13 protein-coding genes are annotated in these 21,190 nt (G+C 39.8%); 3 read left to right on the top strand and 10 right to left on the bottom strand.

The features are described 5' to 3' along the window. Nucleotides 1-276: 276 nt before the first annotated feature. The gene (locus tag DUT70_RS21045) at nt 277-480 is read left to right on the top strand and encodes an ArsR family transcriptional regulator (RefSeq protein ID WP_113649346.1); all 204 of its coding nucleotides are present in this window, start codon (nt 277-279) and stop codon (nt 478-480) included. 96 nt (nt 481-576) lie between these two features. Further along, nucleotides 577-1,440, top strand: coding sequence for a DMT family transporter (locus tag DUT70_RS21040; RefSeq protein WP_113649345.1), 864 nt, complete (start codon nt 577-579; stop codon nt 1,438-1,440). Nucleotides 1,441-1,713: 273 nt separating this feature from the next. Here the strand turns inward: DUT70_RS21040 and DUT70_RS21035 are convergent, their stop codons facing one another. The 10 genes from DUT70_RS21035 to DUT70_RS20995 form a co-directional block, all read right to left on the bottom strand. After that, on the bottom strand, nt 1,714-2,262 hold the full coding sequence (locus DUT70_RS21035; RefSeq protein WP_128353418.1) for a hypothetical protein: 549 nt from the start codon (nt 2,260-2,262) through the stop codon (nt 1,714-1,716). Between the two features lie 91 nt (nt 2,263-2,353). Further along, on the bottom strand, nt 2,354-3,880 hold the full coding sequence (locus DUT70_RS21030; protein WP_113649343.1) for a glycosyl hydrolase 53 family protein: 1,527 nt from the start codon (nt 3,878-3,880) through the stop codon (nt 2,354-2,356). Nucleotides 3,881-3,905: 25 nt separating this feature from the next. Continuing rightward, the gene (locus DUT70_RS21025; protein WP_113649342.1) at nt 3,906-5,840 is read right to left on the bottom strand and encodes a sialate O-acetylesterase; all 1,935 of its coding nucleotides are present in this window, start codon (nt 5,838-5,840) and stop codon (nt 3,906-3,908) included. A 2-nt stretch (nt 5,841-5,842) separates the two neighbouring features. Continuing rightward, the gene (locus DUT70_RS21020; RefSeq protein ID WP_162926691.1) at nt 5,843-7,699 is read right to left on the bottom strand and encodes a heparinase II/III domain-containing protein; all 1,857 of its coding nucleotides are present in this window, start codon (nt 7,697-7,699) and stop codon (nt 5,843-5,845) included. A gap of 12 nt (nt 7,700-7,711) precedes the next feature. Then, nucleotides 7,712-8,962: a glycoside hydrolase family 88 protein gene (locus DUT70_RS21015; RefSeq protein ID WP_113649340.1), complete on the bottom strand. Its 1,251-nt coding sequence runs from the start codon at nt 8,960-8,962 to the stop codon at nt 7,712-7,714. Between the two features lie 10 nt (nt 8,963-8,972). After that, complete coding sequence (locus DUT70_RS21010; protein ID WP_113649339.1) at nt 8,973-9,941, bottom strand: DUF5017 domain-containing protein; 969 nt, start codon at nt 9,939-9,941, stop codon at nt 8,973-8,975. A 7-nt stretch (nt 9,942-9,948) separates the two neighbouring features. Further along, nucleotides 9,949-11,580: a RagB/SusD family nutrient uptake outer membrane protein gene (locus tag DUT70_RS21005; RefSeq protein ID WP_113649338.1), complete on the bottom strand. Its 1,632-nt coding sequence runs from the start codon at nt 11,578-11,580 to the stop codon at nt 9,949-9,951. Between the two features lie 8 nt (nt 11,581-11,588). Then, on the bottom strand, nt 11,589-14,720 hold the full coding sequence (locus DUT70_RS21000; RefSeq protein WP_240432212.1) for a SusC/RagA family TonB-linked outer membrane protein: 3,132 nt from the start codon (nt 14,718-14,720) through the stop codon (nt 11,589-11,591). A gap of 52 nt (nt 14,721-14,772) precedes the next feature. Next, complete coding sequence (locus tag DUT70_RS21390; RefSeq protein ID WP_205529859.1) at nt 14,773-14,940, bottom strand: hypothetical protein; 168 nt, start codon at nt 14,938-14,940, stop codon at nt 14,773-14,775. A 159-nt stretch (nt 14,941-15,099) separates the two neighbouring features. Then, the gene (locus DUT70_RS20995; protein ID WP_113649337.1) at nt 15,100-19,032 is read right to left on the bottom strand and encodes a hybrid sensor histidine kinase/response regulator transcription factor; all 3,933 of its coding nucleotides are present in this window, start codon (nt 19,030-19,032) and stop codon (nt 15,100-15,102) included. Nucleotides 19,033-19,290: 258 nt separating this feature from the next. On the opposite strand from DUT70_RS20995, the gene DUT70_RS20990 reads away from it, so the two are divergent. Further along, entirely contained in the window at nt 19,291-20,931 is a 1,641-nt protein-coding gene (locus tag DUT70_RS20990) for a T9SS type A sorting domain-containing protein (RefSeq protein WP_113649336.1), read from the top strand. The last annotated feature ends 259 nt before the right edge of the window (nt 20,932-21,190 follow it).

The raw sequence follows: 21,190 nt of genomic DNA, 5'->3' as shown, positions 1-21,190 counted from the left end.
AGCGACACAAGGATTTTCAGTCCTTTGCTCTACCAACTGAGCTAAGGCACCCCGTTTTGGGATTGCAAATGTAACTTCTTTTTTTGAAAAGCAAAATGAAAACAACATTTAATTGAAATTATACCAGGTGAACTGTCGTTTAAAAAAATAGGCAAATAAAAAGTCTAGTTGTTTATAGCTGGTAGGAAAGTGACGGAGATTGCCATGCAACATGATTTCTATCAGTTGTACGCGTTCAAATCAACTCTATTTTTGAAACTATAAATAATCGCGAAAATGAACGGAACAACTGAAAAAAAACAAGCGAAGCTATGCTATGAGCATCTGGGCGGAAAACTGGGCGAGCTGCTATTTCAAAGCTTTATAACCAAAGGTTGGCTGATGAAAGACGAACTTGGCAAAAAAGATTTCTATATCACCGAAAAGGGAGCAAAGGGGTTCAGCGAACTCGGTGTCGATCTTTCACAGCTCAAGGCTTAAGTTACCTGCACCACTTTGCTAATAAACTGTAGCCGCAGCAATATCCTCGCTTGATGTTCAGGCTTAATGTAAGCAATTTTCATTATTTTGCCCATCATGACACTCTATGTACTTTTCTTGGTATTAAGTGCTGCTGTGCTGCATGCCGTTTGGAATTTGATTTCCAAAAAGGCAAATGGGAAGGCACCTTTTGTGTGGCTCATGTATATCGGCAGCACTGCTGTTTACCTGCCGTTGCTGGTTTATCATATTGCTAGTCACGAAAAATTTCAATGGTCCGCGGCTATGCTTTGGTTTTCCCTCAGCAGCGCCATGCTCCATATTGCTTACTTCCTCATTTTGCAAAAAGGATACCGTAGGGCAGATCTTTCCGTGGTTTACCCTCTTGCTCGTGGTTCTGGTCCACTACTCTCCTCCATAGCTGCTATCTTGGTGCTTAGAGAAACTTTTAGGTACAATATTGCCCTAGGTTTGGTGCTCATCCTTGCAGGCGTACTGGTCATTACGGGGTTAAAATTTAAAAAAGGCGATCGAAAGATACGAGCGGGCGTGCTCTGGGGAACCCTAACTGGGCTGTTCATTGCGCTTTATACCCTCAATGATGCTATTGCCATTAAGCAATACCAGCTTTCGCCACTGCAGCTCACCTTTTCTTCAAACACCTTTAGTATCCTATTGCTGTTTCCCTTTGTGATTGGCCAAACTAGCGAAATCAAAAGAGAATTACGTGAACACAAATGGAGTATCTTGGCTATCGCCGTACTTAGCCCTGCGGCTTATATCTTAGTATTAGAAGCCCTTAAATTAGCACCACTGACAGTGATTGCCCCAGCAAGGGAAACCAGCATACTGATTGGGGTTTTCATGGGGTCAAAAGCGCTCGATGAAAGAGACGGTAAAAGAAGGATTGTTGCCAGTATCCTTATACTATGTGGTATTGTCTCTCTAAGCTTTGCCTAAAGTCGCAGTCTGTTGAGGTAGCAGGTAATCTAGAATCAACTAAAGTTTAAGCCAACAAAAAAGCCTCACATTACTACAAGGCTTTGGGAAGTGGGCTTAAGCATTCGTCTCTTGAACCGTTTCTTTGCTGACGTACGTAGAATCACAGATTTTATTCTGAGCTTCATTAGATATTAAAATGACAAGCAGGGAAAATAGTCGAATTGTAATTATCGGTGAAATACATTAATTAAGAAATTCAGCTTTTTCGAAGCACTTGGCACTAACCAAATGCTATTTTAACTTATTGACCGCTACGTCATCTATCAAAAGCTTATCCGCAGCATTAAAGCAAATGGTAAGCTGATAGCTGTCGGCATCAATAATGTCAAAATCAAGAACATATTCTTTCCATTCCTTGTTATTAACTTTACCTACTGCTGGTGCGCCAGCAATATTAGTACTGCTATTTTTTCCAGCCGCATTCGTGTCTTTTTTATGCAGAGCGATGAAACGAATATCGCCACTTCCTTTTAAGAAAAGCTTAACTTGGTGTTTGCCCGCTTCTAAATTAAATGCGGTGGTAAAAAAACGGCGGTTATCAAATTCCTTTTGTGGCGTAAAACTGATTTGGATAGCTGATTTACCCGAATGTGCCTCTGCGGATGGAGAGAATAGTCCTTCCTTTTCTATGGTGTAAAAAGTACTCCATTGTTTAGGCAATTGTTTACCTGTAGTCCAAATTTCCATATCGCCATTGGCCAAAATAGGTGCTGTTTGAGCAGAAGCATTTGCTGCGTAAGCCATCATCGCAAAAGCGGCTAAAATTAATTTCTTTTTCATATTTATTTTATTGGTTCATTTGGTTCATCAGTTCATTGGTTCATTGGTTTAAATCTAAACTGTAAACTGAAAATTGCAAACTGATCACTGATTACTGTTTAAAAAATTGGAAGTTATCTACGCTACTGTAGATGTTGTTTCCACGGGTGTACATTCCAATGATACATTGTCCGTTGGTTACGTTGATATTTTGAATACTGATTTTTGTCCATGTAGCACCTGGTGTGATGTCTACTTTCATTTGCGCACTGCCGAAGTCCCGAGCAAATAGGTAATTTTCTAACAAACCCGTCCCACTTCTCACCCAAGCCTGTAAAGTATAATTTCCGTTGGTAAGTCCAGTAATGGTTTGGTTGGTTTCTACATTAAAGCCACTGTTTTTAAAATGGGTCAATCGGTAAGCGCCAGTGTGCGGATTGGTTTCCAAGTAGTTTGCATCAGGATTGCTGCCAGCAGTTTGCCATTGCGCAGGCGAAGTTGCAGCGCTCTCATCTACTTCGAAACCTGGATTCTTCACTAAAGAAAAACCATCTAAGCCAACGGTTGGGCTTTTAGTAGTGGCGTTGAAAGTACTTTTGTTAATTCCAGTACGGTGGTAATATTGAGGTTCCCAATAATAAACACCCAAACCTTTGTCATTTGGTAAAGCATGCACGCCATCCAGCAATCTAAATATCATTTCCCTGGTTCGTTTAGGATCATTTTGATAATAGCCACATTCTACCACCATCACTTCCTTATTATAAGTAGCAATGAGCGATTCTAGGTTATCCAAGCTATCTTCGATGTTCTGATCATAAGTCTCCAACACTGGATATACCGAAATACCCACTATATCGAAAGTAGCACCGTTCGCAATTAAACCATCTAAAATTTCTGTACAAACGGCATTATTATAGCCCTTAGAAAATTGCACCATCACTTTAATGGAACTATCTACCAGCTTAATCGCATCGTAACCCGCTTTAAACAGTTGTGCGTAATTTGCCATATGACCTGCAATTCGGGTATCGCCCATGGGCCAAAGCATCCCGTAGTCTGTTTCGTTACCTACTTGTACATATTTTGGAGTGATACCCACAGCTTTCAGTGCGTTCAAACAATCAGTTGTATGTGTGGCTACCGCAGTTTTCATTTGCGTTAAATTATAACTGGCCCAAGCAGCAGGAATATTTTGTTGTTTAAAATCGGCCCAACTATCGCTATAATGAAATGACAATAGAATGGAAAGCCCCTGAGCTTTTGCCCTCAGCGCTTTTGTAACGACATCAGCGATGCCACTATAATAAGATGGGCCAGCTGGATTAACCCAAACACGAAGCCTAATGCTATTCAAACCACGTTCTTTCATCATCAGAAATAAATCTTGCTGATCCGTAGTATTGAAGAAAAATCGGTTTGAATTCTCCATCCAAGTTACATGGCTAATATCGGCACCTTTTAGAAACTCGTAATTGTTGACCGATCGAGCTGCTACCGACTGTATTACATTAGCTTTAGGGATTTCCTTTTCTGGAGTAAATGCCTCCTCGGCGGCTTTTTTCTTACAAGAAACTAAGCCAAGCCCTAGAAAAGTTAGGGCAATACAAGTCCTGATGATGTTGTTTTTACAAATCATATGAATGGTTCCTTTCTTTTTTTGATTACCAGTTATCGGATCTAAAAGGCGCTACTGGCAGGCCATTTAGGTTATATAAGTTACTTCCTTCGGGATTATTGGCCCAAGCATAACGCACCGCTACTGGCTGCGCTACCTTGTCGCTCCATACTTCTACCTTTCCGCTTTTAATGATGGCCTTAGCCCAACAGAATTTTTTATCGGCACCTGCCACAGCAAATTGTTTCAGTTCTCCATTTTTAGCCTGCAAACCTTTATTCAGGTTTTTAAAAGAGACGATGATCTTATTTCCATCAATACTCATTTTGTCGAATTGTGTGACGGGGTCTTCGGCATTTTTATCTTTATAAGCCACTTTGAAGGCACTTAATGCCAATCGGTAGCCCACGTCTTTTTTGTTCAAAGGATGAATATCGTTTGTTTCGCCAATGTCAATAGCTAAAGCCAACCCCACATTTGGAATGGTGTTAGCCACAAATTGCTGCGCTTCTCGTAATCTTGGCCAGCCTCCATCTTGAGGTTCTGTGGATGGCACCATGTAATTGGCCAACTGCACCACAAGAAATGGAAAATCTCCCTGCCCCCAAAGTGTACGCCAGTCTTTAATCATTGCGGGCAACAAGGTTTTATATTCTTCTGGTTTTCCTGTGTTGGCCTCACCTTGATACCAAGCAGCACCTTTGATGGTATAGTGAGCAATTGGCTGTAATTTGCTGTAATATTGGATGCCTGGCAGATAATCTAATCGTAAGAAAGTATTTACTGGCATGGCTGGCATTGTATGACCAACTTTGTACCACCAATCGCCAGTCAAGTCGATTTCCTTATCGTCATTGATTAAACGATATTGCTTGCCAGCGATGATACCACCTTTACCTTCTTTATCTACTACTCTAACTACAATGGTGTTCTCTCCCACTTTCAGCAGACCTTGCGGGATTTCATAACGACGCACTAAATACCTGTTATTTTTAGTGCCGATGAACTTCCCGTTCACATAAGTAGAATCGATATCATCAATTAAACCGAGTTCTAAGAAAACTGGCTTACTAAGCATATCGGCTGCCACATTTACTTGTTTACGTAACCAAACTACACCATCCACTTCCAAGCCCTGATCTTCCCAAACGCCAGGTACTTTCAAGGTTTTCCAATCCGAAATATCAACGTCCGATTTGGACCAAATGGGACTTCTATCCTTTAAGCCTTTATCGTTTTTGTTCATTTCGGCAAACCAATCATCGTTAGTTTTCTTATCCTTTGCCAGTACACTTTTTGCATAAGCTTCCTCTTTATAGGGAGCCGCTTTTTTTAAATAATGAGGATAGCTTTGTAATGCTTCGTCACTCATCCAAGCTTCTGCTGGCGAACCTGCAAAACTAGAATGGATAATCCCGATGGGCACTTTATATTTTTGATACAGTTCTAGGGCAAAGAAGTAACCCACCGCACTAAAACCTAATACATTTTGAGGATTGGCACTTTTCCAACTTCCATCTAGTACATCTTTACGGATAGCGTAACTAGAAGTACTTTTAACCGAAAACTCTCTGATTTGAGAATTGGTAGAATTAGCCACTTCTGTTTTGTATAATTCTTTAGATTTAGACAGTAAAAACTCCATATTCGATTGACCAGAACACAACCAAACATCGCCTAAAAGGATATCTTTTAAAACGATCGTATTTTTCCCAGAGATGGTCATTTGATAGGGGCCACCAGCTTTCATTGGTGCTAATGTGGCTTCCCATCGTTGGCTTTCGGTGCAAGTGGTCTTTAAGGTTTGCCCGTTAAACTCAATGCGAATTTCCTCTCCAGGTGATGCCCAGCCCCAAAGCTTCACTTTTTGGTCGCGTTGCAAAATCATTCCATTGCTGATGAGTTTTGGCAAAGTCACTTCTGCTTTTGTTGAAATAAGAACAGAACTTAGAAGTATTAACAACAAGAATTTCTTTTTCATTTTTACCAATTTGACAGTGATTTTAATTTCGCTTTGTCTACTATTTTTCCGTCGGCATTTACAAATACGACATTGAAAGATCTTTTACTGTTGGCAGGTAACTTTAACTCGAAACCGAGCAAAGTAGTTCCAGGGTTTGGCGCATCATAGCTCTGCGGCGGATCGGTACTCCACGTTTGCAACTTCACCTCTTCCAAACCTTCTACGTAAAATTTCAACTGTTTACCTTTGCTAGTTAAAGTGGCTTCCTTAGCTTTTAGGTTTTCTACTTTAGCTGGTGTGAGCATTGCCCATCTTACCACCGCTTCTTTATCCGCAGTGCTAATTTCGTCTCTTACCGTAACGTATGTTTTATCGATAATGGCAATTCCTCGTTGTGCTTGCTGCAAATCGGGTTGAAATACAGGAGAAAGATCGAAAACCGCCCTGGTATTATTTGCATCATCAGACTTTGAAACCAGTTTTGCATTGCCTACCATGTTGTGTAATTTTCCATTCACCGTTAAAGTGTTATGCGAATGGTTGTTTAAGCGGAAAACCTGCCAACGTTGTGATTTTTGGCTCATATCCCAAATGCTTAAACCTGCAGATTCTAGGGAATTATATTGCTGCATACCTAGTTCCGAAGCCCATCTCACGCCATCCATGTCGAGGACAAAAGAACCTGCATCCATGTGTGCGTGCCCTACCGAAGCGGTACCGCCTTTAAAGCCTACGTAAATATCTTTACCTCTTTCCCAACCACTTCTGAGTACTGCAATTTCATTTTCAGACCTACCGAACCATAAATTAGTTTTTGGTGCAATCATTTCATTTAACTTCACCCCTTTACCCCAAATCATGGCGGCTGGCAACAAACGGTTAGTTTTTACATTGTATTTTGAAGTTTGTAGGTATTCTTTTTCAATAGATAGTAATGAATTATCTTTCAGTTTATCTGCAAACCAAAACATTGCGGGTTGTAAACCTTCATTACCACCAGCATCACCATAGTTAAAAGGTATACCCGATGTGCCGATTAGATTTTGATAGAATGATGCCGTTTGTAAAAAGCCTGGTTCTTTAGCTAAACCGAAATCGGTATCGAATATCTTCTCCAAAGCACTGATAAAAAACAGGTTGAAAGACGTTCCATATGCCCAATAACTGTAGCCTTCCACGTAATTTCCTTCTGGACCATAAGCCGCCATGGGTAATTTGATACTTTGGATTGCCTTTTCTATGATCTGCGTAGCTACTACAGGCTGCTGCTCGAAAACAGCTAACGCACCAAAGGTAATTCCTGTATTGCACACTTGGTTCCAATTGTTCTTACCTCGTTGCCATCCGTTATGTTTCGGATTTAAAGCTGGCGTTAAACCTTTATCGATGATCGCTTTGCTAATGATGTCTTTCGAACTTTGAGATAATTTTGGGTACAACCAATCGTAACCAATAGCCACGGCCAAAGTCATTTCAGCAACATCCAAAAAATGATCGGGGTTCCAATCTTCGAACTTGGATACCGCTAGCAACTCTTCTTCACACTTTTTAAAATATTCGTCCCTTCCTGTCATCCGCCACGCGTAAGAAAGAAAAAACACCCTACGCAAAGCTTCTCTAGAGGTCTGCAACAAACGCCTGCCGATCATTTTTCTTTCAATAGTGGGCAATTGGGTAATAGCTGTACACTCTTGGATGATGGCATCATTTACATCGGCCCAAGCTTTGTCGTTCTTGATTTCGCTTTTGATCTTACTTTCTTCGTTTGCCAATAACAACAACCTTGGATGCTCCTTAACTTTAGCAACATCTATTTGCTGTTGTGCAAAAGCAAAACCAGTAGTAAATATGGTAAAAATAAGGGTTAAAATTCTCATGCTCATTTAGCTTTAAGCTCCTGCTAGTATCTTTTTATATCTGTTCAAAGCTTCCAAATAATAGTAATCAGCATATACCAAAGGCACATCTATTTCTACGCCATGGGCAATACTACCTACGCTGTGCCTCAATAAAAACCCGCCGTTAGTCCCATATTTTGCAAAATAGGCAGCGCCACTTAGGCTCTTCAAAATCTTCACACCTGCGTCTCTGTATTTTTTAGCATCTACACCTTTAAAGGTACTCAATTCTAGTAAAGCTGATGCAGTAACTGCCGCAGCCGAAGCATCACGATAATTGGTTGGCATTTCCTTGGCTTTTGAACGAACCGATGGTGTGTAGCCATTCTGATTAGCATTGAAGTCCCAATAAGCCACATAATCTGAAGGCAAATCTTCGTGATTGATATAGTAATCGGCCATTTTGGTAGCCACATTTAAGTAACGTGGATCTTGCGTTTCGCGGTAAGTCATGGTAAAGCCGTAAATACCCCACGATTGTCCCCTCGCCCAAGTAGAATTATTGGCATAACCTTGTGCCGTTTCTCTAGAAAGCACTTTTCCCGTCTGACTGTCGTAACACACCACATGGTAAGAACTAAAATCATCTCTTATTTGATGCTTCATCGTATTTTCTGCGTGGCTTAAAGCAATCTTTTTATAGCGATCATCACCCGTAACTTTCGAAGCGAAGAACAACAGCTCCAAGTTCATCATGTTATCGATAATCACTGGAAAATCGTAGCGGCCTTTGCCATCCCAAGAACCAAACCTATCCCAAGATTTAATCACGCCTGTTTTTTCGCTAAAGCGTGTACTTAGGGATTTTGCGGATTGTACTAAAATATCCTTGTACTTTTCGTTTTTGGTTAATCGATAAGCATTGCCATAACTGCAATAGACCATGAAACCTAAATCGTGATGTTCGGTAAAGTTCTTTAGCGGTTCCAATTTTTCAGTCCATTTGATGGCTTCATTTTTCAAGGCTGTATTACCTGTACCTTCATAACCATACCATAAACTACCCGCAAAAAAACCTGAAGTCCATTCGTACATATTGGTAAAAACCACTTTACCTTCTGGGTTTGTGGTACGTGGATACAAACTATCAATCTGGTTAGCGGTATCCAATAATTTGGTTAGCTGTTTCTCGGAAGCCGAAAAGTTTTGGTTAACGAATGAAATTTCATTAGGATCGGCTACAAAGGCCAGCAAAAGGCTGATGCTTAAAAAGAGTATCGGCAGGATTACTTTAGGTTTCATGTTTATTTAATTAATTGATCACTTTTATTTTTACTTCTTTTACCAATGATTTGGCATTACCATAGCTAGAATTGGTAGCCAAAAAGCTCACCGTAAAAGTTCCAGTTTTGTTATAGATAAATTGGTATTCTCGCAATCTATCATCATTATAGGCCTTAATCCCTCTTCCTTCGTCTGGCGTAATGGAGGTCAAATCTAAGGCTCGGGTAATTGCCCAATCGTTACTAGCCAAAGTGCTGTTGTAACCAATGCTAATTCGATCATCACTAGTGGCATTTCTGAAATCCCAAATACGATTAGCGGCAGCACCACCCGTGGCTAAATAAGGATCTTCGGTAGTACGGGCGTTAAAATCAAAAGCTGTCCAACCCGCATTGCCTGTATTTACAATTTCATAATTGGTGCCATCAGCTTCGTTAGCGACACGAAAGTTTCTTACCTGATAGCGAGGAAAATCGGTGTTCACTGGTCTATCATACTTAAAAGCAACATATAGCGGTTTACCTACAAAAGCCGTTAAATCAATTTTTGGAGATAGCTGCGTGGTTTGTGTAGTCGGCAAGTTGGCCTGATTGGTTACGTCAACCCACGTAGCTTTCGTGATATTCTCGGCATCCTTTACCCTATCCTTCGTAAAACCTACAAAATCTGAAGACAACAAAACGTGAAAAAATCCTGATGGCATATTTCCATTTTCCATTTGTGTATTGAACTGTAAATAAGGTAAGCCTTGAATACTTGTTCTATCGCGATGTTGGTACATCATGCCCGGTTCTCCCGAATAGAAGGTAAGCATATCAGCTACGCCATCCAGATTAAACCTTACACTACTGCCCACTTTAAAAACTGGAATACCATTTTCTACTTGCGTGGCATTTTCTGTGTTTACACTTACCGTAAATTCTGGCGTTGCGATGTCATCTTTTTTACAGGATGCCAATGCTACCATTGCGCCTATAGCTATTAATAATTTCTTCATGATTGATCTACCAAAATCTATTTTGCTTCATTTTATTATTGAGGTTCAATTCTTTCTGCGGAATTGGGAACAACCTGTATTTCTCAGTCATTTTGCTGGCAATTGCAGCCATGGTCGTACGTTGTTGTGCACTGGCAGTTCTACCCGCTACGGTATTTGCCGATAGAAAAGGTTCTGCGGCTGCTTGTTGCATCGAGGTTTCGAAAATGCCCCATCTAATCAAATCGTGTTTTCTAATTCCTTCGAAACATAACTCCCTTGCTCTCTCGTCTCTAATGACTTGGCGTAAATCATCTTGCCCAGTAATGGTAATCACACCAGTGCCCGTAGTCGTGGCGTAGGGCTTTACCCCAGCCCGAGCTCTCACTTCATTAATGGCTGCAAGAGCGATAGTACTTGCTCCGTTAATTTCGTTTTCAGCTTCGGCAATCATCAACAGTACATCCGAATATCTGATGATAGGAAAGTTAGTTTCGTTGTTGTTCTTCACCTTAGGTCTTAACGTTTCTTCCTCCCTACGCCATTTAGCAGCACAACGGTCTGCAATGGCCGTAAAGGTGGTCAGTTTTTGGTTGTAAGGCTGGCCGTTGGTTACGTTGTATCGGTGTGGTGCAATACTGCGGTATTTTCTTTTATCGGATTCCTCAAATAAATCCCAAAGTTTTAACCTAATGCGGATGTAGCCGTAAGAATAGCCCAAAGCGTCCGACTCGTCGTAGCAAATGATTCCGTTGGTTACCCCTATCCAACTGTACTTATCGCCCTTGCCTGGATCTGTGGTTGGATTTCCAGTAAAATCTGCCTCCCACATGCTTTCGCGATATTGGATATCGAAAAGATTTTTAGAGTGATTGGTGAAGATTTCATCATAGTTAGGGTTAAGCTTATGCAAACCACTGTCTTTTACTTTGTTGGCCCATGACAATGCTTTTTCATAAGAACCTGCAATTTTTAAGGGTTCGCCAGCCATTTTTAGGTATACACGAGCCAAAATTGCTTGTGCAACGGTAATGCTCACTCTACTGCTGTGGTTGTAAACAGAAGCTGCTTCCAAGTGATTGTTATTAATCACATCCTCCATTTCTGTGACCACCATCTGTAATACCTCCTTAGCACTGGTTTGCGGAATATTTACATCGGTAACGGTTTGGTTCGATTGTAAACGTACTGGAATATCACCCCATAAATCGGTTAGGAGATAATGGTAATAAGCACGAAGAAATCTGATTTCACCAACATACTTAGCTTTCTTTGCCTCTTCCATTTCTGCTTTATCAATGTTTTCAAGCAATACATTAGCACGTTCAATCCCCTCGTACAAACGTTGCCACATCATCATAATTTGTGGTTGCGCTGATGTATAATTCCAACTTGCTAATCGGTCAATGATATTTACTTCTGATTGGTTCCAATAGCCCAAATCGTCCATTGCACCATCCACGACCATATGCCTACCGTAAGTAAATTCGCTTCCAAGCGTAACATAAACTCCAGCTAAGGCACTTTTCACTTCCGCCTCGTTACGGAAATAGTTATCTGGTGAAAGAAAATCTTTGGGTTCGTTTTCTAAAAACTTCTTACATGAACTGCTTAATAACAGCACACTCAATAAAGTCAATAATATTATTCTGTTCTTCATATCTGCTATTATTTCAAATTCATATTTAAACCAAAGGTGATGGTGTTAGCTCTCGGAAATGCCGAGAAATCAAAACCTGGTGTAAGTGCCCCTGCTCTTGTAGAAACTTCAGGATCCATACCAGAATAGTTGGTCCAAGTCCATAAGTTTTGTGCTGATACGTATACCCTTAAACTTTGAAGAAATGATTTACCAAATACTTTTGAAGGCAAATTATAACCCAAAGCCACTGTTTTCAAACGCAGGTAAGAACCATCTTCAATACCGTAAGAAGAATAATAACTGCCCGAACCTTCATTTACACGAGGAATATCACTTGTTGGATTTTCTGGCGTCCAGCGATTAGCGTAAGATGCATACATATTAGAATGAGGCATATAATAACGTTCAAACATATATTTGTTGGCATTAAGGATATCGTTACCATAACTCCATTGAAAAAACACGCTTAAATCAAAATTCTTATAAGTAAAGGTATTGTTGAAGCCTCCTGTGTGTACTGGAAAACCATTCCCAATTACCGTTCTATCGTTGGCATCAATAATTCCATCACCATTAATGTCTTTGTATTTCATGTCACCAGGACGAACGTTAGCCCTTGAACCTGGATAAGCGATGTTATTTTTCAGGTAATAGGTACTTCCTGTTTGGGTAAAATCCTCAGGTTTGTAAGTGCCTTCGTAAATAAAACCGAACATCAAGCCCACTGGCTCGCCTTTTCTGGCAATGTAAGCTGGCTGGCTATCGCGATTGTATTCCCACCAAACCGAGGTAGCTAGTGTTTCTTGGTTTTCGGTTAAGGAAATTACTTTATTTCTATTAAAAGAGATATTGAAGTTAGAAGTCCACATGAAATCTCTTTTCTTGATGTTTACCGTGTTCAAAGTAATTTCCAAGCCTCTGTTTTCTACCTCTCCAATGTTTTTAAAAGAAGTTAGATAACCTGATGAACCTGGCAATTGTGCATTCAGCAACAAATCTTTGGTACGTTTTTGATAAACTTCGGCCGTTAGGTTAATTCTATTCTTGAACATATTGACATCTAAACCGATGTTGGTCATGTAGGTGCTTTCCCATTTCAAATCTGGATTGCCCATTACGGTTTTAGCGCTCCCGATAATTAACTCGCCACCGAAGTAATAGCGATCAGGTCGCAAGGCTGTAATTTGAGGTAAGGAAGCATATTCGCCTACCCTGTTATTTCCCGTTGCCCCCCAGCTTACACGAAGTTTTGCATCGTTAATAAATTTAAACGACTTCATAAATTCTTCGCCACTGAAACGCCACATTAAAGATGTGGAAGGGAAATATCCCCAACGGTTTTGGGGTGAAAACTTAGAAGAACCATCGGCACGCATGGTAGCGGTAACGTAGTATTTGCTAGCGTAGTTATAGTTTAAACGACTATAGTACGACATTAAACTCCAATCGTTGCGGTAAGCTTGCATCGAATAAAAAGTACCTTGATCCATACCACTCATTCCCAAAGTTTCGTAAGGAATTTGCTGCATACGGGTGTAGTTGTATAAATGGTCTTCGTATTGTAAGGAGAAACCACCCATGGCATCAAAACGGTGCTGACCTTTTTTAAGATTGTAGGTCAATGTGTTTTCATTGAGCCAGTTCGATTTTTCATCGTACATCTGCCCTGCGTTTACCCCAAGTGTGGTCGTTAGCGGGTTACCACTCCTACTCTTTGAGTTATTAAAAATATCGTTGCGAACATTGTTTTTGGAGTAACCGATGATAGACCTGAATTTCAAGTTCTTCACAATATTGGCTTCTATATAACCGTTGGCCATCATGAAAGTGAAGATGTTATCGTTCTGCTCGTTCTTCACTGCAACTACGGGATTAATTCTATAGTTATCGTTAGAATTTAGGATCGGATCAAAAAGATCGTTAGACAGATCGAACTCGCTAGCACCAGTTACTGGACGGTAAGCCCAAGTGTTTTGTAGGATGTTGTAAGTAGCGGTTCCATCTGAAAGGAAAGTTCCGCTGTACTTACTTCTTGAATAGGTCAATTTAGCACCAACTTTTAACCATTTCCTTACCTCTTGATCTAAAGAAAAACGTCCCTGCACTCTGTCAAAACCAGTATTGAGCACTACACCATCTTGTCCTGTGTACGAAAATGAAAGATTATATTTTGTGCCACCACTTCCAGACATAATCGAAAGTCCGTGTTTTTGCATCGGTGCAGTCCTGAACATTTCATCTTGAAAGTCTTTACCCGTACCGCGGTAGCTTTCCAACGTTTTACCATCTTTAAAATAATAGTCATCCATGGTGGCAGCACCAAAAACTTCTCCCTGCAACTTCACAAATTCATAGCCATCCATTAAATCCATCTTTTTCAAAACAGATTGTACACCGTAAAAACCATCGTAACTGATCACTGGCTTGGCTTCTTTTCCAGTTTTGGTAGTAATCATTACTACGCCATTTGCACCTCTAGCTCCATAAATTGCCGTTGCAGAAGCATCCTTCAAAATCTCAATAGACTCGATATCTTTTGGATCAATGGCATTACTTAAGGAAGCCTCCACTGGAAAACCATCTATCACATAAAGTGGATTATTATTTTGCGTTAATGAATTTGCACCTCTAATTACGATATCGGCTTCCGCTCCAGGCCTACCTTCGGCAGAAACCACATTTACACCCGCTACACGTCCAGCCAAGCTCTGATCGAAACCTAAAACCGAAGCTTTTTGCATCTCTTTCACATCGGCTTTATCTACTGCACCAGTTAAATCTCGTTTGGCAACCGTTCCATAACCAATCACTACTACTTCGCTTAAATCGTTGATTTCTTTTACCAATTTCACATTAATGAATGGTCTTTTGTTCACCATAATTTCCTGTTTAACAAAGCCCAGCATCGAAACAACTAAAACTGGATTTACCGTTTGCGAAGGAATATTGATACTGTAGTTCCCTAAACTATCGGACATGACTACTAACTTGCTACCTTGCAGCGATACGCTTGCGCCTGGTACCCCCAAGTTTTCGTCGTCTGTAATTTTACCTTTCACGGTTTGCGCATTGGCCGCTATGACGATAAGCAGCAAACTGCAAATCATTAAAGCTATTTTAGCTAAAAACCGTTGAGTGATGTTGTTTTGTTCTTGCATAGTCGGTTAGTCATTTGTTCTATTTGGTTTGATCATAGCGAATCCTTATGCATTAAAGCTGACACGCTATAGCATTGAGATGATGGGTGTAAACGAGTTGATTATTTTTTAAGATGAATAATGCTTTAAGCATTAGAAAAACATCGTAGGCTTTTGCCCACAATTGTTCAATAATTGAAGAAAGAATCAAAGCTACAAATAGCGATACTGACCTTTTCATAAAGCTTACATATTTGGTTAGTGATTATCCATTAAAAAAGCCAGACGTGGGCTGATTAATTCCTCGATAATCGTTAACAAATTTAGATTCGAGTTGATTTCAAGAGTTGATAAGATCGTCCAAAGAATTTGATAAAATTATCCAATAATGCTTTAATAGCTACTGAACATGTTTTTTTCGATATTCTTGAGGTGCATATCCGTATTGCTCTTTAAAACATTTATTGAAATACCTCGGACTGCTAAAGCCCAAGTTATACGCAATTTGACTAATGTTTAGTTCTGGAGAATTTTGGAGCATATCTGCCGCTTTCTTCAATCTGATATTCGAAATAAAAGTATTCGGCGTAAGTCCAGTTACTCCTTTCAATTTACTGAACAACGAAGATCGGCTCAATCCCATTTCCGAAGCAAAGAGGTTCACATCTATCTCGCTGTGCAAATGCTCTTCTACAATGGCTGTCGCTTGATCAATGAATTTTCTGTCGATTTCCGTGGTTGCCACTTCTTGTTGTTGCGCCAATCCAGGCTGGTTAAAGTATTTCGCTTTCAATACCTGACGGGCATTGATTAAATTGTTGCAACGTTGAATGAGTAGTTTGGTATGAAACGGTTTGGTTACGTAGTCATCTGCACCTGTGCGCAGACCTTCCAATTGATGTTCTACCGCAGACTTAGCGGTTAACAATACTACTGGGATATGGCAAGTATCGAAATTGCTTTTTAGTTTGGCACAAAGTTCAGTTCCCGACATTATCGGCATCATTACGTCGCTGATGATCAAATCTGGCTGCTCCTTTCTTGCAATTTCCAGACCTTGCTCGCCATCTTCCGCGGTATAAACGTGAAACAACTGCGCCAAAATTTCTTGTAGAAAACCCCTCAATTCTTCATTGTCCTCTACCAATAACAACCGTTTTTTAGTTGCTTCTTCTGTTGCAGCAATTTGCGCTACTAAATTGCTTTCCTCCACTTCTGCTTCTGGTAAGTGCTCTTCGGTTACCATTAACTGTTCTTCTACCGAAAGCGAGGCATTTCTTTCTAAAGTCACCGTAAATACAGTTCCCTGACCCAAAGTAGAAACCGCTGAAATTTGTCCTCCATGTAGCTCAACAATGCTTTTAGAAATCGCTAAACCAATTCCCGTTCCTGGACTTGCTGTTTGTTCTACCTGATAAAATGGATCGAAAATGTGCTGGAGTTTGTCTTTTGGAATGCCCTTTCCAGTATCTTCAACTACTAGCTGCACTTCATTAGAATTTGTTTTTACTTTTAAAACAATACGATCACCAACAGAACAAGCCTTAACCGCATTAGACAATAGGTTATTGATTACCTTTTCCATCTGCTTACGATCTAATAAAAGTACTAGACTATTTTCATTGATGTCTAAATTCAACTCAATATTATTTTGCTGCGCCAAAACAGAAAATCTTTCGGAAATCTCTTTCAAGAGTTCAATCAAATCAACATCAGTACGCTTTAATTGTGCATAGCCCTGTTCCTGCTTTCTAAAATCGAGCAGCTCATTTACTAAATTGCCCAAGTTAGATGCATTTTTGTGAATACCTTGCAGCTTATGTTGTAAAGCTGGCTTAACATTTTCTGTGTTTAGCAATTGTTCGGTCTGCCCCAAAATCAAAGTAATTGGCGTACGGATTTCGTGGGAAACATTGGTAAAGAAATTAAGTTTAGACTGTGCTACTTCTTCCGTTCTTTGCTTTTCCTTTTTCTCAAAAGCCAGCGAAGTTTCCAGATAAGCCCTCATTTTGGTCTGCTTCATCCACCAATAAATGAGGCCAACAATTAAGCCTACGTAAAAAAGATAAGCAAGCCAAGTGTTATAAAATGCTGGTTTAATCAGAATTTGAATAGTTCGTTCATCCAATACTTCATTATTATTGCCAATTGCTTTTACATGGAAAAGGTATTTACCAGGCGACAAATTCGTATAGTTGGCTGTATTTTCTACTGAAGGTCCGACCCAATTTTTATCCAAGCCGTCTAACTTCCACAAGAACCTACGCTCTACCGACTGGCTAAAGTTGATGGTCGTAAACGTTAATGCAAAAGAATGTTGATCGTGCTGTAGCGTAATTTCCGAAGTGTTATCCAAAGGTTTTTTCAAAGGTGAATCCTGCTCACCAGCCTTTACTTCTTTATTGAACAAATTGAAATTAAGAAAGACGATTTTTTCGGAATAAGTTGGCGTAGAAATAGATTTAGGATTGAAGGAAATAAAACCTTTAGTACCGCCAAAGAAAATATCACCAGTTCTAGTTTTCATCCTCGCCGTTTGAAAGAAACTCATGTTAATCGGCATCAGTTTCTTTGGATAGTTCTTTACCCGCAGTGTTTGCAGGTTAATCGCCGAAATTTTATCTCTACCAGCAACCCACAACTGTCCATCGCTATCGGGCACTAAGCTATAGGTGATTTCTTGCGTGTGCTTTCCAGCAGTGCTGATGTACTTTAACTTTCCAACAGGAACTTGATAACGTACCAAGCCTGCACCGTATGTTGCCAACCAGATTATCGTATCACCTTGTAAATAAATATCGCAAACATACTTGCTTCTTAACGTTTTAGAAATGGGATGAGGAATTACTTTTAAGCTTTTTGAATTGATTTCGAACAGTCCGATTTCTGTGGCAGCCAAGATATTTCCATTGATATTCTTGGTAAAGTAGTTCACTTGTCCTAAGCTCACTTGGTAGAATTGCCTTGTCAGAATATCGAATTTGCTACTCATCCCCTTTTTACCACCGAGCCAAATATTGCCGTCGTCATCCGCTGCAATAGCGTAAACAAAATTACTTGCTAGAGATTGTGCTCCCTCATTTTTCACATAATGATGCAAAACATCGCCTTGCGTGTTCAAGACATACACGCCAGAGCCGTATGTACCCACCCAAATTAATCCGTCTTTAGCCTGAAAAAGCGAAAGGATGTATGATGATTTCAGTAGAAAAGTGACCTTCCCAGTCCTTGTATCCTTAAAAGACAAACCACCATTGGTACCAAACCATTGATTGCCATTAACGTCTTCCAATAAGCAAGTCACTACATCTTTTGCAATAAGATTGGGTTTATCATCGTATCTCATCTGCACCCTAAAACCACTTAGTGGAGTTTCCATTAAGTTAATGCCACCATCAGTACCAATCCAAATACGTTGATCTTTATCTTTAAAAACATCATAAATGGCATCGCCACTTAAATGCTCGGTTGTATCATATTGATTAAACTTCGTGATGATATTTTTTCCCGCTTTATCTACCAAAAAAGCACCAGCGCCATCTGTCCCCACGATCAAAGTACTTTGATTTAGCTCTGCAATACACATAATCATGGCTTGATTTTCAGCAGGTAACGATACTATACCCAACTGTTTCGACTTCAAATGATAGGTCAACAAACTTCCACTTACAGTTCCAATCCATAACATTTGTTGTTCACTGTCCCAAAAAGCAGTTTCAATCTGAATTTTATTGAAGCTGTTTCGCTGTTCCTGATTGAAAAAATGAGTTATTGCTTCAGTAGCTGTATTGAGCCAAAACAAACCATAATCGGTTACAATCATCTTTTGTTGATCAGTATAATTGATGATGCCTTTCACCAATAAGCCTTTCAACAGCGGTTTCTCGATAATTTTTACTTTACCGTTCTCTAGTAATCCCAATTTGTGGTTAGTGCCAAACCATATGCGTCCGTCAGGGTCTAGACTTACGGTTCGGATATAGAAATTTAGGTTAGTAAGTAACTGAAAGGTATCGCTTGTTGGTTGATATTGATAAATTCCGCCGTTACTGGTATAAGCGTAAATCTGCTTTTGGGAATTAGCAATTACATTGATATACCTCACGGGATTGGCGTTGGCCAGCATCGGAATTTCGTAATGCTTTACGCTATAGCCATCAAATCTATCAATCCCAAACCTATTAGAAACCCAAATAAAACCTTTTTGATCTTGTGTGATTTTGAGCGTTTGTTCAGACATCAGGTCTTTATGCTGAATAGCAGTAAGTGTCTTTTGAGCATTCGATTTAGATAAAAATAGGAGTAGCAACAAAAAACAAAACAGAGGTCTCATGAACTTAGGGCTTATTTGGTTACGGCTTAAAGATAGCAAGATAGGAAATTCCTTATTGGAATAAAAGTGGCTATTCGACTAGTATAGACTATTTTATCAAATGATTTGGACGATATTAACCCAAGCCTTCCCGATGCTCCCATTAGCTTTGGTTATTATAACCAAATCAACTTTTGTATGAAATGCGTTCCAGCGTATCGTTGTTCATATGCGTTGACCATTTGGTTACACCTCATCTTTTAACCAAATAAATCCAGTATGAAAAAAACTTTACTCATTAGCTCTTTGTGTGCTTTAACATTTGGCTTACAGGCACAATTTACCCCTAACAGGTTAGCAGTTTATAGGGTAGGCAATGGAAACACTGTTGCCAATAATCAGACCACCGCTGTTTTTATAGATGAATATCTGACCTCATCAACTAATCAAGCTACTCCTTCTTATTCTATTCCTGTAGCGGCCACAAATAATGGCGCTAACTTTAGACTTACCAGCGTGATGCGTACGGGCGCTACTGCTTTTCAACTTGAAGGCATGTCTGGGCTTTCGGCAGATGGTAATCATTTAGCCATTATTGGTTACGATCAAGCTACTGGAGCAACTGTAGATAACAATACCATTAAGGTGGTAGGCATGGTGAATTCGCAAGGCGAAATAAATACCACCACTACACTTACTGGAAACTCGCCTGCTAGAGCAGCTATTGCGCTAAATGGAGGTGCAACCACCTATAGCTCGATTTTAGGTGCTGGAATAAGATATTCAACCTTAGGAAGTTCGACCTCAACACAAGTGAATAGCACCGTGAGTAACGCTCGTAGCTTTACCATTTTCAACAATAGACTATATTGTGCCAACAATGCTTCTCAAATTCCTTTCTTTAATACTTTGCCTACTTCTTCTGGAACGGCTACTTCTGGTAACATCGTGTTATCGGGAATTAGTAATATCAACCAAATTGCTCTTTTTGATGCGGATGGAAACGGTACACCAGATATTATCTACGCCGCAAACGACGGCACTAGTTTAGCCGATGCGGGTTTACATAAATACATTTTAGAAAGTGGCACTTGGGTAGCGAAAGGTTTCATCAAAATTGCAGGCCTTACAGATGGTTTAAAAAGTGTTACTGGAAAAGCGACAGGTTCCGATGTTGAATTATATGTGACTACTTGGGGGAACTTAGCAACCATCCCTAAAGTACCCTCACAATTACTGAGAATTATTGATTTAGAAGCGCAGACCTCAGTAATTAGCAATACAGATAATGTGCCTAGCATATTAGCTACTGCAGCAGATAATACCATTTTCAGAAGCGTAACTTTTACTCCAGGAACAACGCCACAAATAACACTACCTGTAAAACTGACCTCTTTTAACGGCAGCAAAAAACAGAACGGGATCAGCTTAAGTTGGACAACTTCTTCTGAAATCAACAACTCGCATTTTGAAGTTTTAAGAGCAACTAACGGAAATGATTTTGTTAAAATTGGCAAAGTAAGAGGCAGTGGCAATTCATCAACCAAGCAATTTTACTCATTTCTCGATCATCAACCTCAAAATGGCACAAACTACTACCAATTACAACAAGTAGATCTTGATGGAGATGTTGAGAAATCACAAATCATTGCCATTGATTTTAACTTACGACAAAAAAAGCTAATCGTATGGCAACCTAATTCACAGACTTTGCAACTATCGTTCGACACGAGCCACAATGGAAATGCCGAAATTACAATAGCAGACCTCAACGGTAAGAAAATCTTCAATGGAAAATTAATTGTTGCGTCTGGAACGAACGATATATTACTTCCTTTACAAGTTCAAAGCGGATTATATATGGTAAGTGTCAATACCGGAAATGAGTTTTTAAGCTCAAAATTATTAAAATATTTTTGAGCGCTTCTAAAGTTACAAGCCGTTTGGATTACATACTTGATTTAAATTATGGATGAATATCCTTGCTTTTTTTTCTTAATGAGATGAAGATGCGCTATAGCACCGTGCAATGACTAAAGCAAGCCTAAACCGATAGCGCATATTTTAATCACTATATTTTACGCCAAAAATCATAAACAAGAAAGCCTTGCATTACTGCAAGGCTTTTGGAAGTGGTGCCTGCTGGGATCGAACCAGCGACACAAGGATTTTCAGTCCT

Origin of the sequence: Pedobacter chitinilyticus, assembly GCF_003313385.1 — a bacterium.
Classification (GTDB): domain Bacteria; phylum Bacteroidota; class Bacteroidia; order Sphingobacteriales; family Sphingobacteriaceae; genus Pedobacter; species Pedobacter chitinilyticus.
The sequence above is the reverse complement of the archived record's forward strand: the minus strand, read 5'-3'. Positions and strand labels throughout refer to the sequence as shown.